Here is a 13557-nt window from a genome sequence, read left to right on the forward strand (position 1 = left end):
CCCTGGTGGCGGCGGGGGGCGTTGCGGCCAACGGCGCCGTCCGGCGCGCCCTCGCCGCCCTCGCCGGCGAGGCGGGTCTCAGCTTCGTGGCGCCGCCCCTGCCGCTCTGCGGCGACAACGGCGCCATGATCGCCTGGGCCGGGCTGGAGCGCCTGCGCCTCGGTCTGGTCGACGACCTCACCGCCCCGGCCCGGCCCCGCTGGCCCCTGGCGGCCGATCCCGGCCGGGCGGCGGCCGGATGAGCGCGGCCCGGCGCGCGGACTGGCGGGATCTGGTGGGGCGCCGCCTGCCCGCTGCCGCCCGGCCGGACTGGCCGGTGCGCCTCGACCATTGCTTCGCCCGCATCCTCCTCGACAACGCCTGCGGCGGCCCCTGGCGCGACCATGTCCGCCCGCCCGCCCACGCCACCATGCCCATGGATCGGCTCGAGGTTGCGATCGCGCTGGGCGAGGCGGTGCTCGCGGGCTGGGCGGATCTCGCCCTGCTCAACCGCCGGTCGCTCGCATGGCGCGGCAAGATTGCCACCGCTCCGGTGCCGGGCGCCGTTCGGGACGGCGACCTGCTCCTGCGGCGCTGGCGCCCGGCGGACACGGCGCCCTTCGCGGCGCTCAACGCCGATCCGGCGGTGATGGCCCATTTCCCCCGGCCCCGGACCGGGGCGGAGAGCGCCGCCGAGGCCGGCCTCTGCGATCGCCGCTTCGTGGCGGACGGGTTCGGCCCCTGGGCTCTGGAGCATGCGGGCCGGTTCATCGGTTTCGCCGGCGCGATGCGGATCATCAGGCCCCTGCCCTTCCCGGGCGGCGACCGGCCGGGGAGCACGGTCGAGTTGGCCTGGCGCCTGGCGCGGGATTTTTGGGGCCGGGGCTTGGCCACGCGCGCCGCGCGGCTGGCCCTCGCCGACCTCGCCGGACGCTGCGGCATCCGCGCAGTCGTGGCCTACACGGCGGCGGGCAACCTGCGCTCCCAGGCGGTCATGGGGCGCCTCGGAATGGTTGCGGCCGGGACGTTCCCGCATCCGGCGGTTCCCGAGGGGCCGCTGCGCGCGCACGTCCTGTACCGGCTGGATGGCGTCGACAGGGAGGCTGCGGCATGAGGGCCGAGACCGCGATCAACGTCGTCGGCGGCGGCGCCTGGGGGACGGCCCTCGCCAATGCCGCCGCCGGGACCGGCCATCCCGTGACCCTGTGGCTGCGCGACCGGGAGGCCGCCGCCGCCCTCCAGGCGAGCCGGGAGAACCCGCGCTACCTGCCGGGCGTGCCGCTCCATCCGGGCATCCGGGCGACCGCGGAGGCGGAGGACCTCGCTGGCGCGCGGGCGACCCTGCTGGTCGTGCCGGCCCAGACCGTGCGCGGCGTGCTGGAGACCCTGCGCGCGCCCCTGGCCACGGCGGGACCGGTGGTCCTCTGCGCCAAGGGGATCGAGCGCGGCAGCGACAGTTTCATGAGCGCGGTGGCGGGGCAGGTGCTGCGGCCGGGGACGCCGGTGGCGGTCCTGTCGGGGCCGAGCTTCGCGGCCGACGTCGCCCGGGGCCTGCCCACCGCCGTGACCCTGGCGGCGGCCGATCCCGGCCTCGCGGCGGCCTTGTGCGCGCTGCTCTCGGGGCCGAGCTTCCGGCTCTACCACACCGACGACGTGCGCGGCGTCGAGGTCGGCGGCGCCGGCAAGAACGTCCTGGCCATCGCCTGCGGGATCGTGGCGGGGCGCGGGCTCGGCGAGAGCGCCCGGGCGGCGCTGATCGCCCGCGCCTTCGCCGAGCTGATGCGCTTCGCCCGCGCCTTCGGGGGGCGGCCGGAGACGCTGATGGGTCTCTCGGGCCTCGGCGACCTCGTGCTCACCGCCTCCTCGCCGCAATCGCGCAACTTCGCCTTCGGCCAGCGGCTCGGCGCCGGGGCGAGCCCCGCCGAGGCCGCGGGCGGCAGGCTCGCCGAGGGGGCGTTCACCGCGGCGGCGCTCACCGGCCTCGCCGCCGCTAAGGGAATCGAGATGCCGGTGGCGGAGGCCGTCGCCGCCATCGTGGCGGGCCGGGCCAGCGTCGACGACGTGATCGCGGGGTTGCTGGCCCGGCCGCTGCGCGGTGAGACCGACTGAGCCCGCGGCGCCGGCTCACGCCACGGCGGCCGCCGGCCCCGGTGCGGTCCCGTGGGTGTGGTCGGCGAAGCGCGCGATCGGCGCGGGCCGGCCCAGCAGGTAGCCCTGGGCGATGGTGCAGTGCTCCGCGGCCAGGAAGGACAGCTCCTCGTCCGTCTCCACCCCCTCCGCCACCACGGCGAGCCCCAGGCCCCGCCCCAGCCCCAGCACGGAGCGCACGATCGCGGCCCCCTGCGGGTTGCTGTGGACTGCCTTGATGAACGAGCCGTCGATCTTGATCCGGTCGAACGGGAAGGAGCGCAGGTTCGAGAGCGAGGAGTAGCCGGTGCCGAAATCGTCCATGGCGATCTGGACGCCCAGGGCCTTGAGCTGGCGCAGGGTGAGCAGCGCCCGGGCCGGATCCCGGATCAGGGCGGTTTCTGTGATCTCGATCTCCAGGCGCTCCGCCTTCAGGCCGCACGCGAACAGGGTACCGTGGACGAACTGGACGAAGTGCGGGTTATGGAGCTGCACCGCCGAGACGTTGACGGCGATCGCCAGCGGGTTCGGCCAGCCGGCGGCCGTCCGGCAGGCCTCCCGCAGCACCCAGGCGCCGATCTCCAGGATTGCCCCGGTTTCCTCGGCGATCGGCACGAACACGGCCGGCGAGATGGTGCCCCGGTCGGGATGGTGCCAGCGCAGCAGCGCCTCGAAGCCCGTCACCACGCCGGTCTCGATCCGGCTCTGCGGCTGGTAGACGAGGGCCAGCTCGCCCCGGACCACCGCGTGGCGCAGATCGTGTTCCAGCTGCCGCCGGTCCCGGATCTGCGCGCCCATGCTGGCATCGTAGCGGCGGCAGGTGCCCCGGCCCTCGTTCTTGGCCCGGTAGAGGGCCGCGTCGGCGTGGCTCAGGAGCGCGCGCTGGTCCGCGGCGTCGTCGGGATAGACCGCGATGCCGATGCTGGAGGCGATCACCGGGCCGGAGGCCGCCGGCACCGCCGCCAGGGTGGCCAGGATCCGCTCGGCCAGCCGCTCGGCCGAGCCCTCCCCCTGCGGCGTCAGGATGGCGAACTCGTCGCCGCCGAGCCGCGCCATCAACTGCTTGGGATCGAGCAGCCCGCCGACCCGGAGCGCGAACTCGCGCAGCATCGCGTCGCCGGCCGCGTGCCCGAACAGGTCGTTGACCTCCTTGAAGCGGTCGAGGTCGAGGCACAGCACGGCGAGCCGGGCGCCCTGGTTGTCCGCCGCGCGCATCTCCCGCTCGAGCCGGGTGTGGAAGCTCGTGCGGTTGGCGAGCCCCGTGAGCGCGTCGTGATGAGCGAGGTAGTGGATCTGGCTCTCCGCCCGGCGCCGGGCGCGCAGGTCGCGCACCGCCACGGCGTGGTGCGGCTGGCGGCCGTAATCGGCCACCGGGCGCATGATCACCTCCACCGGGATGGGGCCGCCGCCGGCCGGGATGAGATCCGCCTCCAGGGGCTGGTCCGCCGTTCCGCCCGCGGGCGCGAGGCCCGGCAGGTACGTGGCCAGGCTGGTGCCCACCAGGGCCGCCGCCTCGAGACCCGCGAGGCGGGCGAAGGCCTCGTTGGCGCTGACGATCTGGCCGCCGCGGCACACGACGAGCCCCTCCACGGCCGCATTGGCGAGGCTGCGCAGGCGCTCGCGCTCGGATTCGGCGCGGCGGCGCTCCCGCAGGTCGAGCAGCAGCGCCGCCCCGGCGAGCAGCAGGATCAGGCAGCTCGCCAGCGCCACGGCCCCGGCGAGCCACGTCGTCCGGATCGCGCTCGAAGGGATCTCCACCAGGGGATCGGGCAGGATGGACACCGCCCCCATGCCGGTGAAGTGGTGACCGCAGATCGCCAGGATCAGCAGCGCGGCGCCGCCGTATCGACGCCGGATCGTGGGTGCCGACAGGCCGACGCTCAGGGACGCGGCCCCGAGCACCGCGCCGATCCCGATCGAGGCGACTACCAGGGCCGGGCTCCAGACGAGGTGTCCCGGCACCTGATAGGCGGCCATGCCGGTGTAGTGCATCGCCGCGATGCCGCCGCCCACCACGCCGCCGCCGAGCCCCGCCTGCACCGTCCGGCCGGACACGGCCAGGGCGAAGCCGAGCCCGGTGATGGCGACGGCATCGGCGTAGGAGAGGATCGTCAGCCCGATGCCGTAGCCCGACGGCAGACCCGGCTCGAAGGCGAGCATCGCCAGGAAATGGGTCGCCCAGATTCCGGAGCCCCCGGCGGCGGCCGCGACGGCGAGCCACGCGTAGCGGCTGTGACCCCTGGCCCGGCCGACATGGATGAGAAGCTCCATGGCGGTCGTGCTGGCCAGCGCGCAGATCAGCGCTGCCAATGCGACTAGCCACAGGTTGTGTTCACCAATAAAACAACCGATCACGGACAGCATGCAGGCAACCAAGAGGTGGCTGGTGAGGACCCTCCTGATCTTTTGGCATGCAAAATTTAAAATTTGACCGGCCTGCGCGCGGAATATCCCGATCTCAACAGGGGCACATCTTCGCCCGCGGGCGCCGGCCTTGCGAGCCGCGGGCGGTCCGTGCGCGCGGGGGGAAGCTGGGCTATGGCGGGGCGTGCCGCCCGGCCGGGCGGTCCTCGGGGACTTCAGCGATGGCGTACTGGCTGTTCAAATCCGAGCCCGCGACCTGGTCGTGGGCGCAGCAGGTCGCGGCCGGGGAGGCCGGCACGTACTGGAACGGCGTGCGCAACCACCTCGCCAAGAAGCAGCTGATGGCCATGCAGGTCGGCGAGCAGGGCTTCTTCTACCACTCGAACGAGGGCAAGGCCGTGGTCGGCATCGTGGCGGTGATCCGGCCCTACTATCCCGACCACACCGACGAGACCGGCCGCTTCGGCATGGTGGACGTGAAGGCCGTGCAGGCGCTGCCGCGCCCGGTGACGCTCGAGGCGATCAAGGCCGACCCGGCGCTGGCCGACATGGTGCTGGTCAACAATTCCCGCCTGTCGGTTCAACCGGTGACCGACTCGGAATGGACCCGGATCCGCACCCTCGGCGGCCTCGACTGAGTGCGAAGCGGGATGCCCCGCCCATCCCCCCGCTTCGACCGAGAAGGCCCGGGCGGGCGAGTCACGCCGCGCGGTTGAGCGGGCTGCGCGCGGGTGCCACGGTCTCCGGATCGACATCGACGGCCGACAGCGTGTCCATCACCCGGGAGGCCGGCAGGGTCACCACCACCTCGGTGCCCTCGCGAGGCTTCGAGGACAGCTGGAACTGCCCGCCATGCAGCTCCACCAGCCCCTTCACGATCGGGAGGCCCAGCCCCGAGCCCTGCTCGGCGGTCTTGATCGCCAGGGAGCCGCGCCCGAACGAGGACAGGACCGTGCCGAGTTCGTCCTCGGGGATGCCCGGGCCGCTGTCCTTCACCGAGACGTACTGGCCTCCCGAGGCGGTCCAGCCGACCTTCAGCCAGATCGCGCCGCCGGGGGGCGTGAACTTCACGGCGTTCGACAGCAGATTCAGCACGATCTGGCGTAGCGCCCGCTCGTCCGCCCAAAGCCGCGGCAGCGCGCTGTCGACAAGGTCGTGGAAGGTCTGGTTCTTCGCCTTCGCGCGCAGGCCCATCATGTGGCGGCACTCCTCCACCACGTGGGCGAGCTGCACCGCCTCTTCGTTGAGTTCGTAGCGCCCCGCCTCGATCCGCGACAGGTCGAGGATCTCGTTGATCAGGTTCAGGAGATGCATCCCGCTGTCATGGATGTCGTGCGAGTATTCGCGGTAGGACGGCGCCGTGTGGACGCCGAACACCTCGTTCTTCATCACCTCCGAGAAACCCAGGATGGCGTTGAGCGGCGTGCGCAGCTCGTGGCTCATGGTGGCAAGGAAGCGCGACTTGGCGAGGTTGGCCTCCTCGGCCCGGCGGCGGGCCTCGTCCGAATTGGCCTTGGCCTGCTCCAGCTCGCCGAACACCGCGTCCTTCTCGGCGCGGGAGCGCAGGGCCCCCACCGTCGAGGTGTAGAGGCGCCGCGAGAGGCCGAGGAAGAAGATCTGCGCCCCCCCGGCCATCACCACGAGCATCAGAAGGTCCATCCCCTGGGAGAAGGCGGCGAGCGAGGCGGTGGCGACCGCCAGCGGCACCAGGGCGGCGATGGCCGCCAGCGGCACCGTCGCGGCCAACATGGTGGTGACGGCGGCCGCGATGACGAGGCCGAACAGTGCGAAGGTCCAGCCGCCGGTGGTGCCGAGCCCGATCATCGCCGACCACGAGAGGCTCTGCAGCACCTCGCCGATCAGGAAGCGGCGGCGCCAGCGGGCGAGGGGGATCGTCGCCGGATCGGTGCGGAGGAAGCGCCGGCTCAACGTGGTGTTGAGCGTGATCATCAGGAACACGACGAGCGCCCAGGCCGCCGCCACAGCCGGCGCGATCCAGAAGGTCGCGGCCGTGGCGAGCGCCGCCGCGAACCCCACCAGCGGGATCCCCGCCCCGGCCCGGTAATGGGCGTAGTGACGCAGCAACTCGAAGTCGAAGGCCCGCTCCAGCCCGGTCTGCGAGGTCAACTTCTCGCGGGCCGAGCGGATCTCGCGGGCGACTCCGCGGCGGCGCGCCGCCTCCTCCGTCGAGGGACCGCGACCGCGCTGGACCATCTCGACGGTGAGATCGGGCATGCGCGTCTTGAAACTCGGCTCGAATGCGCGGGCGGGCGAAGATGGCTGGGAAGCACTGCGCGAGGATGAGGCGGATGTGTTAAGAAGCGGCTGCCGGTATCCCTTCAATCTTAAGCATCGCGGGCTGTATCGAGACTGGCCTGCCGCCGGATTGAAGTGCGCTGCCGCACATCGTGTCCGGGCACGCGATCGCTAAGGTCCCCGGGGGCGGTGGTGCCTCCGGACGGGGCGTCGGGCCGCGCTCGGGGGCCGGACGCACGCGTCGAGAGAGGGTCGCCGACCATGCCGAATCTCACCGTGAACGGCGTCACGCACGCCATCGACGCCGACCCGGACATGCCCCTGCTCTGGGTGCTGCGCGACCGGCTCGACGCCACCGGGACCAAGTATGGCTGCGGCATCGCGCAGTGCGGCGCCTGCACGGTCCACCTCGACGGCCAGCCGGTCCGGTCCTGCCAGACCCGGCTGGGCGATGTCGGCGCTGCCCAGGTGACCACCATCGAGGGCGTGTCGGGCCGGGTGGCCGAGGCCGTCCAGGCGGCGTGGCGCAAGCTCGACGTCGTCCAGTGCGGCTACTGCCAGTCCGGCCAGATCATGTCGGCGATCGGCCTGCTCTCGGGCAACGCCAAGCCGAGCGACGCCGACATCGACGGCGCCATGGACGGCAACATCTGCCGCTGCGGCACCTACCAGCGCATCCGCGCCGCGATTCACGAAGCCGCGCGCAGCCTCGCCTGATCCGCCCCAGGCTTCATCTTCCCCGCGGTCCTGACCGGAGCCTCGCCGCCATGCTGAACGCCCGTCGACCGACTGCCCTCCCCGCCCGACCCAGCCGCCGCGGCCTGCTCGCCGGCGCCGGCGCCCTCGTGGTCGCCTTCCGGCTCGACCCGAAATCCGCCCGCGCGGCCGCCGGCCCGAACCTCGCCGACGTCAAGGCGCAGCCCAATGCCTTCGTGCGCATCGGCGCGGACGACACCGTCACGGTGGTGATCAAACACCTCGACATGGGCCAGGGGAACACGACCGGCCTCGCTACCATCCTGGCCGACGAACTCGGCGCCGACTGGAAGACCGTCCGCACCGAGTTCGCGCCCGCCGACGCGACGCTCTACAACAACAGCCTGATGGGTCCGATCCAGGGGACCGGCGGCTCCACCGCGGTGGCCAATTCCTGGTTCCAGCTGCGCAAGGCCGGCGCCGCCGCCCGCGAGATGCTGATGGCCGAGGCCGCCTTCCGCTGGAAGGTGCCGGTCTCGGAGATCACGGTCGCCGACAATCTCGTGCGCCACGCCCCGTCCGGCCGGCAGGCCCGGTTCGGTGAGCTCGCGGCCTCGGCGGCCTCGCTGCCGGTGCCCTCCGAGCCGCGGCTCAAGGACCCGAGCGAGTGGCGGCTGATCGGCCAGCGGATCCCGCGCCTCGATTCCGTGGCCAAGACCAACGGCACGGCGGTCTACTCCCTCGACATCCGCCGCCCGAACCAAGTCACGGCCGTGGTGGCCCGGGCGCCCCGCTTCGGCGCCACCGTGACGCGCTTCGACCCCGCCGCCGCCCGCAAGGTCGCGGGCGTCCTTGACGTCGTGCAGGTGCCGACCGGCGTGGCGGTGATCGCCCGCGACACGTGGTCCGCCATGAAGGGCCGCGCGGCGCTTGCCGTCGCCTGGGACGACAGCACCGCCGAGACCCGCTCGTCGGACGCGATCCTCGCCGAGTACCGGGAGCGGGCCAAGAGCCCCGGCCTCACGGCCTCGGAGCGCGGCGACCCGCAGGCGGCGCTGAAGGGCGCCGCCCAGGTGATCGAGGCCGAGTTCACCTTCCCCTACCTCGCCCACGCGGCGATGGAGCCGCTCAACGCCACGATCGAGCGGGCGGCCGACGGCGGCTACGACGTCTATGCGGGCTTCCAGTTCCAGACCGTCGAGCAGGCGACGATGGCGGCGATCCTCGGGGTGACGCCGGACCGGGTGCGGCTGCACAGCAACTGGGCGGGCGGCTCCTTCGGCCGCCGGGCGACCCCCACCGCCGACTACCTCGCGGAGGCCGCGACCGTCCTGAAGGCGTCGGGCGAGAAGGCCCCCGTGCACCTCGTCTGGACCCGCGAGGACGACATGGCCGGCGGCTATTACCGCCCGACCGTGGTGCACAAGGTCCGGGCCGGCATCGACGGCAAGGGCGCGGTGGTCGGCTGGGACCACGTCATGGTCGGCAAGTCGATCATGATCGGCTCGCCCTTCGAGGCGATGATCGTCAAGAACGGCATCGACGCGACCACCGTGGAGGGCGCCTCCGACACGCCCTACGCCCTGCCGGCCTACCGGTTCGGCGTCCATAACGGCCGCGAGGGCGTGCCGGTCCTGTGGTGGCGCTCGGTCGGCCACACCCACACGGCCCATGTGATGGAGGTGATGATCGACGAGCTGGCCCACGCCGCGAACGTCGATCCGGTGGCCTACCGGCTCTCCCTCCTGACCCAGGCGCCGCGGCTGTCCGGCGTGCTCACCCTCGCCGCCGACAAGGCCGGCTGGAGCGCCAAGCCGCAGGAGCAGGGCCGCGGCCTCGGGGTGGCGGTCCACGAATCCTTCGGCTCCTACGTCGCCATGGTGGCCGACGTCACCGCGCAGGATGCGGGCATCCGGGTGAACCGGATCGTGGCGGCGGTGGATGTCGGCGTGCCGGTCAACCCCGACGTGATCCGCGCGCAGGTCGAGGGCGCGGTAGGCTTTGCCCTGTCGGCGGTGCTCCGCAACCGCATCACCCTCAAGGAGGGCCACGTGCAAGAGCAGAATTTCGACGCCTACGCGCCGACCCGGATGAGCGAGATGCCGACGGTGGAGGTGCACATCGTGCCGAGCCAGGTGGCGCCCACCGGGATCGGCGAGCCGGGGGTGCCCGTCCTGGGTCCGGCGATCGCCAACGCGGTCTTCGCCGCCACCGGCCGGCGCCTGCGCTCGCTGCCGCTCGACCTCTCGGGGGTGAAGGGCGCGTGAGGAAACGCACCTTCCGCCGGCCTGCATCGGCGTAAGACGAACGGGCCTTCCCCCCAAGGCAAGAGACCCGACTGACGACGGCGCGGCGCGACACCGCGCCGTTTCTTTTTTGCGCGCCGCGACTCCATCTCCGGGCCATGCCCTTCGACGACACCGCCGCGCGCCTGCGCGCCTGCCGCCTCTGCCGGGACGCCCCGCTCTACGGCCCGCCCCTGCCCCAGGAACCCCGGCCGATCGTGCAGGGCTCGGCCACGGCCCGTCTCTGCATCGCCAGCCAGGCCCCCGGCACCCGCGCGCACCGGACGGGGCAGCCGTTCACCGATCCCTCGGGCGTGCGGCTGCGGTCCTGGCTCGGCCTCGACGCGGCGCAATTCTACGACGCCACCCGGGTCGCCATCGTGCCGATGGGTGCGTGCTTTCCCGGCCTCGACGCCAAGGGCGGCGACCGGCCGCCGCGCCGGGAATGCGCGGAAAACTGGCGGGCGGAGCTGTTCGCCGGCCTGCCGCACCTCGATCTGATCCTGGTGATCGGCCAGTACGCGCAGGGCTGGCACCTGGGAACACTCGAAGGCGGGCTGACCGGCACGGTGCGGCGCTGGCGGGAGATCCTGTCCGAGCCGCGCCGCCCGCGGGTGCTGCCCCTGCCCCACCCGTCCTGGCGCAACAACGGCTGGCTCAAGCGCGAGCCGTGGTTCGCGGCGGAGCTGCTGCCGGTGCTGCGGGCCGAGGTGGCGCGGGTGATGGCGGGGTGAGGCGCGATGGGGCCGGCATTGACCTCGCGGGCGTTCCGCGGGATCGCTGCCGCGACCCCGAAGGACGCGCCGATGACCGAGACCGCAGACCCCCGCGACCGCCTGATCGTGGCCCTCGACCTGCCGAGCGTGCAGGCGGCCGAGGCGCTGATCGACCGGATCGGTGATGCCGCGACCTTCTACAAGATCGGCTACCAGCTGGGTTATGCGGGCGGCCTCGCCCTGGCCGAGCGGCTGGCGAACCGCGGCCTCAAGGTCTTCCTCGACCTGAAGCTCCACGACATCGGCAACACCGTCGAGGAGGGCGTCCGCTCGGTCTCCGGCTCCGGCGCCACCTTCCTCACCGTCCACGCCTACCCGCAGACCATGCGGGCGGCTCTGCGCGGGCGCGGCCCGGGCCTGAAGATCCTCGCCGTGACGGTGCTCACCTCGTACGACGACGCGGATGCCGCGGAGGCCGGCTACGCCCTGCCGGTGGCCGAACTGGTGGCCCAGCGCGCCGCCCAGGCCGCCGAGATCGGCATCGACGGCCTCGTCTGCTCCGCTGCCGAGGCCGCGGCGGTCCGGGGCATCGTCGGACCCGACCGGCTGATCGTCACCCCGGGCATCCGTCCGGCGGGCGCAGCGGCCGGCGACCAGAAGCGGGTCATGACGCCCGGCGAGGCCCGAGCGGTCGGGATCGACAACGTGGTCGTCGGACGGCCGATCACCGGCGCCGCCGACCCGCGCGCCGTGGCGCAGGCGATCGTGGCGGATCTCGCCTGACCCGGACCGGGATTGCCTTCGCGCGGATCGGACCCACTTCGCCTCCCAACGGAGGAGTTGCGGCATGGCGAAGGGCTACTGGATCGCGCGGGTCGATGTCCGCGACGCGGAGGCCTACAAGGATTACGTGGCCGCCAACGGCGCCGCCTTCGCCCGGTATGGCGGCCGCTTCCTGGTGCGCGGCGGTGCCTACGAGGCGGTGATGGGGCCGGCCCGGTCCCGCAACGTGGTGATCGAGTTCCCGAGCTACGCCGACGCCCTCGCCTGTTGGAACTCCGACCTCTACCAGGCCGCCAAAGCCAAGCAGCGCGGTGGCGTCGAAGCGGAGGTCCTGGTGATCGAGGGCTATGACGGCCCGCAACCCAGCGCCTCCGAGCCGGCGCCCGAGGCCGGGGCGGCCTCCGAATAGGCGGGCGGAGCGTCGCTCCCCGGCCTCGCCCTGCATCGGCGCGCGCGCCCGCTGCGCGTGCCGCATCCTGCGAAGCGGGTTGTTCCTTAGACTCCCCGTGGCGCCAAGCTCCGCAGCAGGAACGCCGCCATGGCTTCCACGGGCGGAACCGGCTGGAGGCTGGCGCTGCCCACCAGCAGCGGGTGGGTGTACCGCGCGATGGCGACGTGGATGCAGGCGGCCGCTTCGGCCGGATCGGCGGCCTCGAACTCGCCCCGGGCCACCCCGTCGCGGATGATCCGCTCGAACCCGGCGGTGATCCGGGCCACGTGATGGCGGCAGACGTCCCAGCTCTCGGACATCGCCGCCTCGATCATCTCGTGCAGGCGGGGAAAGGTCTCGCAGCGCCGGGTGCAGTCGCGATGCAGGGTCTCGATCGCCGCCACCAGGCGCCCGGTGGCGTCGAGGCCCGGCCGGTCGGCGATGCACGAAATCACCGCCTCACTCTCCCCGATCAGCCGCTCCAGCACCGCTTCGTTGATCGCCTTCTTCGAGTCGAAGAAGCGATAGACGTTGGCCGGGCTCATCTTCAGGGTCCGGGCGATGTCGGCCACGGTCGTCTTCTGGTAGCCGATCTCGCGGAAATACGCGTCCGCCGTCGCGAGGATGCGGCTGCGCGTGTCGGGCGCGCACTCCTCGGCGATCGGGTGGGTCGTATCATCCAGCGACATGCGTCCTCACTAGGCCATGCAGCCGCGGAGCGTCAAAGACGCCGGCTCGGATCGGGTTCCCCTGCGGCCGGTGCGCGCGTCCGGAACCGGCCCCGGCGGCATCCATTGCCCCGGCATCCGGCCGTGCGAGCGGCAATCCTGAACGAGATCAGCCCGTATGACCTTCACCGATACTCGTGCCTTGGTGACCGGGGCCGATTCCGGCATCGGTCAGGCGACCGCGGACCTGCTGGCCCGCGGGGGCGCCGACGTGGCGATCACCTATCACACTGACGAAGCCGGCATCCGCGAGACCGCCGCCCGAGTCGAGGCCGCGGGGCGCCGGGCACTGGTGCTCCAGCTCGATGCCGGCGATCCGGCCGCCGTCAACGCCGCCTTCGACCGGATCGGCAGCGAGTTCGGCACCCTCGACATCCTGGTGGCTAATGCCGGCCAAGCCATGAGCGGGGTCCCGGTCGCCGAGATGGACGATGCGGTGCTGGAGCGGATTCTCCGGGTGAACCTGATGGGTCCGCTGTTCTGCGCTCGGCCGTTCATCAAGATGCGCAAGGCTCAGGGTGGCCGGGGCAAGATCGTGTTCGTCTCCTCCGTGGCCCAGCACCTGCCGACTCCGGAGAGCGCGCCCTACGGCATGTCGAAGGCCGGCCTCGGGTCCCTCTGCCGCTCCCTGTCGCGGGAACTCGCCGAGGACCGGATCAACGTCAACAACGGTCGCCCCGGGGCTGATCGAGACCCCGATGACATCGGACCGCTTCGAGAATCCGGCGGCTCTCGAACAGTCGCTGGAACGCATCCCGTGGCACCGCGCCGGCCAGCCGGAGGAGATCGCCCGGGCCATTCTCTACCTCGCCTCGGACGCGGCCGATTACGTGACCGGCCACACCCTGGTGGTCGATGGCGGCCTGACGATGCAGTGGGGCGGCGCCTGAACGACGCAGAGCGGTACCGGACGCGCGTCCGGTGCCGCTCGGGGCGTGTCTCGATCGTTCAGGGCGGAATCTTTGGGGGCGGGCGCCCGCCTCAGGATCCGAACTGCGAGCCCAGCCGCTCGAGGTACTCGGCCAGATCGACGCCCCCGACGCGCTTGCCGTAGTCGAAGCGCATGCCCTGCCGGATGTCGATGCTGGCATCCCGCGTGGTCAGGGTGAAGGGACGGACGCAGACCCAGGCCCCGTCGCGGCGGTGCTCGAAGTAGCCGAGGATCTCGTGCTTGGCCATAACCTTCCTCCGGA

General features: G+C 72.6%; 12 protein-coding genes and 2 pseudogenes. 10 read left to right on the plus strand and 4 right to left on the minus strand.

Going from position 1 to position 13557, the window contains the following annotated elements:
* The 3 genes and pseudogenes from AC1DXK_RS07915 to AC1DXK_RS07925 all read left to right on the plus strand — a co-directional run.
* Positions 1-242, plus strand: a pseudogene (locus AC1DXK_RS07915) (tRNA (adenosine(37)-N6)-threonylcarbamoyltransferase complex transferase subunit TsaD); the annotation flags it as partial.
* Positions 239-1093, plus strand: coding sequence for a GNAT family N-acetyltransferase (locus AC1DXK_RS07920; protein WP_457105171.1), 855 nt, complete (start codon positions 239-241; stop codon positions 1091-1093). The pseudogene AC1DXK_RS07915 and the gene AC1DXK_RS07920, both read left to right, overlap by 4 nt.
* Positions 1090-2088, plus strand: coding sequence for an NAD(P)H-dependent glycerol-3-phosphate dehydrogenase (locus AC1DXK_RS07925; RefSeq protein WP_457105170.1), 999 nt, complete (start codon positions 1090-1092; stop codon positions 2086-2088). Before AC1DXK_RS07920 ends, AC1DXK_RS07925 begins: the two co-directional genes overlap by 4 nt.
* Positions 2089-2103: 15 nt before the next feature.
* On the opposite strand, the gene AC1DXK_RS07930 is transcribed toward AC1DXK_RS07925, so the two are convergent.
* The gene (locus tag AC1DXK_RS07930) at positions 2104-4470 is read right to left on the minus strand and encodes a bifunctional diguanylate cyclase/phosphodiesterase (protein WP_457105169.1); all 2367 of its coding nucleotides are present in this window, start codon (positions 4468-4470) and stop codon (positions 2104-2106) included.
* A gap of 221 nt (positions 4471-4691) precedes the next feature.
* On the opposite strand from AC1DXK_RS07930, the gene AC1DXK_RS07935 reads away from it, so the two are divergent.
* The gene (locus tag AC1DXK_RS07935; protein ID WP_477297377.1) at positions 4692-5108 is read left to right on the plus strand and encodes an EVE domain-containing protein; all 417 of its coding nucleotides are present in this window, start codon (positions 4692-4694) and stop codon (positions 5106-5108) included.
* A gap of 61 nt (positions 5109-5169) precedes the next feature.
* Here AC1DXK_RS07935 and AC1DXK_RS07940 read toward each other — a convergent pair whose 3' ends face one another.
* Positions 5170-6705 (minus strand): sensor histidine kinase, encoded by a 1536-nt coding sequence (locus AC1DXK_RS07940; protein ID WP_457105167.1) that lies wholly within the window; start codon positions 6703-6705, stop codon positions 5170-5172.
* 282 nt (positions 6706-6987) lie between these two features.
* On the opposite strand from AC1DXK_RS07940, the gene AC1DXK_RS07945 reads away from it, so the two are divergent.
* From AC1DXK_RS07945 to AC1DXK_RS07965, 5 genes are all read left to right on the plus strand, one after another.
* Positions 6988-7443 carry a (2Fe-2S)-binding protein gene (locus AC1DXK_RS07945; protein ID WP_457105166.1) on the plus strand — a complete coding sequence of 152 codons (456 nt, stop codon included), beginning with the start codon at positions 6988-6990 and terminating at the stop codon, positions 7441-7443.
* A gap of 50 nt (positions 7444-7493) precedes the next feature.
* On the plus strand, positions 7494-9689 hold the full coding sequence (locus AC1DXK_RS07950; RefSeq protein ID WP_457105165.1) for a xanthine dehydrogenase family protein molybdopterin-binding subunit: 2196 nt from the start codon (positions 7494-7496) through the stop codon (positions 9687-9689).
* Positions 9690-9826: 137 nt separating this feature from the next.
* Positions 9827-10441 carry a uracil-DNA glycosylase family protein gene (locus AC1DXK_RS07955; RefSeq protein ID WP_457105164.1) on the plus strand — a complete coding sequence of 205 codons (615 nt, stop codon included), beginning with the start codon at positions 9827-9829 and terminating at the stop codon, positions 10439-10441.
* Between the two features lie 72 nt (positions 10442-10513).
* Positions 10514-11206, plus strand: a complete 693-nt coding sequence (gene pyrF, locus AC1DXK_RS07960; RefSeq protein ID WP_457105163.1) for an orotidine-5'-phosphate decarboxylase — start codon at positions 10514-10516, stop codon at positions 11204-11206.
* A 64-nt stretch (positions 11207-11270) separates the two neighbouring features.
* A complete protein-coding gene (locus tag AC1DXK_RS07965) occupies positions 11271-11615 on the plus strand; it encodes a DUF1330 domain-containing protein (protein ID WP_457105162.1) in 345 nt (114 codons plus the stop codon).
* An 86-nt stretch (positions 11616-11701) separates the two neighbouring features.
* On the opposite strand, the gene AC1DXK_RS07970 is transcribed toward AC1DXK_RS07965, so the two are convergent.
* Entirely contained in the window at positions 11702-12325 is a 624-nt protein-coding gene (locus AC1DXK_RS07970) for a TetR/AcrR family transcriptional regulator (protein WP_457105161.1), read from the minus strand.
* 157 nt (positions 12326-12482) lie between these two features.
* Here AC1DXK_RS07970 and AC1DXK_RS07975 point away from each other — a divergent pair.
* Positions 12483-13254, plus strand: a pseudogene (locus tag AC1DXK_RS07975) (SDR family NAD(P)-dependent oxidoreductase).
* Positions 13255-13345: 91 nt separating this feature from the next.
* Here the strand turns inward: AC1DXK_RS07975 and AC1DXK_RS07980 are convergent.
* Positions 13346-13543, minus strand: a complete 198-nt coding sequence (locus AC1DXK_RS07980; protein WP_161393407.1) for a hypothetical protein — start codon at positions 13541-13543, stop codon at positions 13346-13348.
* Positions 13544-13557: the final 14 nt, after the last annotated feature.

Source organism: Methylobacterium sp. P3_A11 (assembly GCF_056403155.1).

What these genes read in the sequence shown, in the direction of transcription:
- AC1DXK_RS07920 (WP_457105171.1), top strand. Translation starts at nt 239, where the DNA reads ATGAGCGCGGCCCGGCGCGCGGACTGGCGGGATCTGGTGGGGCGCCGC.
- AC1DXK_RS07925 (WP_457105170.1), top strand. Translation starts at nt 1,090, where the DNA reads ATGAGGGCCGAGACCGCGATCAACGTCGTCGGCGGCGGCGCCTGGGGG.
- AC1DXK_RS07930 (WP_457105169.1), bottom strand. Translation starts at nt 4,470, where the DNA reads ATGCTGTCCGTGATCGGTTGTTTTATTGGTGAACACAACCTGTGGCTA.
- AC1DXK_RS07935 (WP_477297377.1), top strand. Translation starts at nt 4,692, where the DNA reads ATGGCGTACTGGCTGTTCAAATCCGAGCCCGCGACCTGGTCGTGGGCG.
- AC1DXK_RS07940 (WP_457105167.1), bottom strand. Translation starts at nt 6,705, where the DNA reads ATGCCCGATCTCACCGTCGAGATGGTCCAGCGCGGTCGCGGTCCCTCG.
- AC1DXK_RS07945 (WP_457105166.1), top strand. Translation starts at nt 6,988, where the DNA reads ATGCCGAATCTCACCGTGAACGGCGTCACGCACGCCATCGACGCCGAC.
- AC1DXK_RS07950 (WP_457105165.1), top strand. Translation starts at nt 7,494, where the DNA reads ATGCTGAACGCCCGTCGACCGACTGCCCTCCCCGCCCGACCCAGCCGC.
- AC1DXK_RS07955 (WP_457105164.1), top strand. Translation starts at nt 9,827, where the DNA reads ATGCCCTTCGACGACACCGCCGCGCGCCTGCGCGCCTGCCGCCTCTGC.
- pyrF (WP_457105163.1), top strand. Translation starts at nt 10,514, where the DNA reads ATGACCGAGACCGCAGACCCCCGCGACCGCCTGATCGTGGCCCTCGAC.
- AC1DXK_RS07965 (WP_457105162.1), top strand. Translation starts at nt 11,271, where the DNA reads ATGGCGAAGGGCTACTGGATCGCGCGGGTCGATGTCCGCGACGCGGAG.
- AC1DXK_RS07970 (WP_457105161.1), bottom strand. Translation starts at nt 12,325, where the DNA reads ATGTCGCTGGATGATACGACCCACCCGATCGCCGAGGAGTGCGCGCCC.
- AC1DXK_RS07980 (WP_161393407.1), bottom strand. Translation starts at nt 13,543, where the DNA reads ATGGCCAAGCACGAGATCCTCGGCTACTTCGAGCACCGCCGCGACGGG.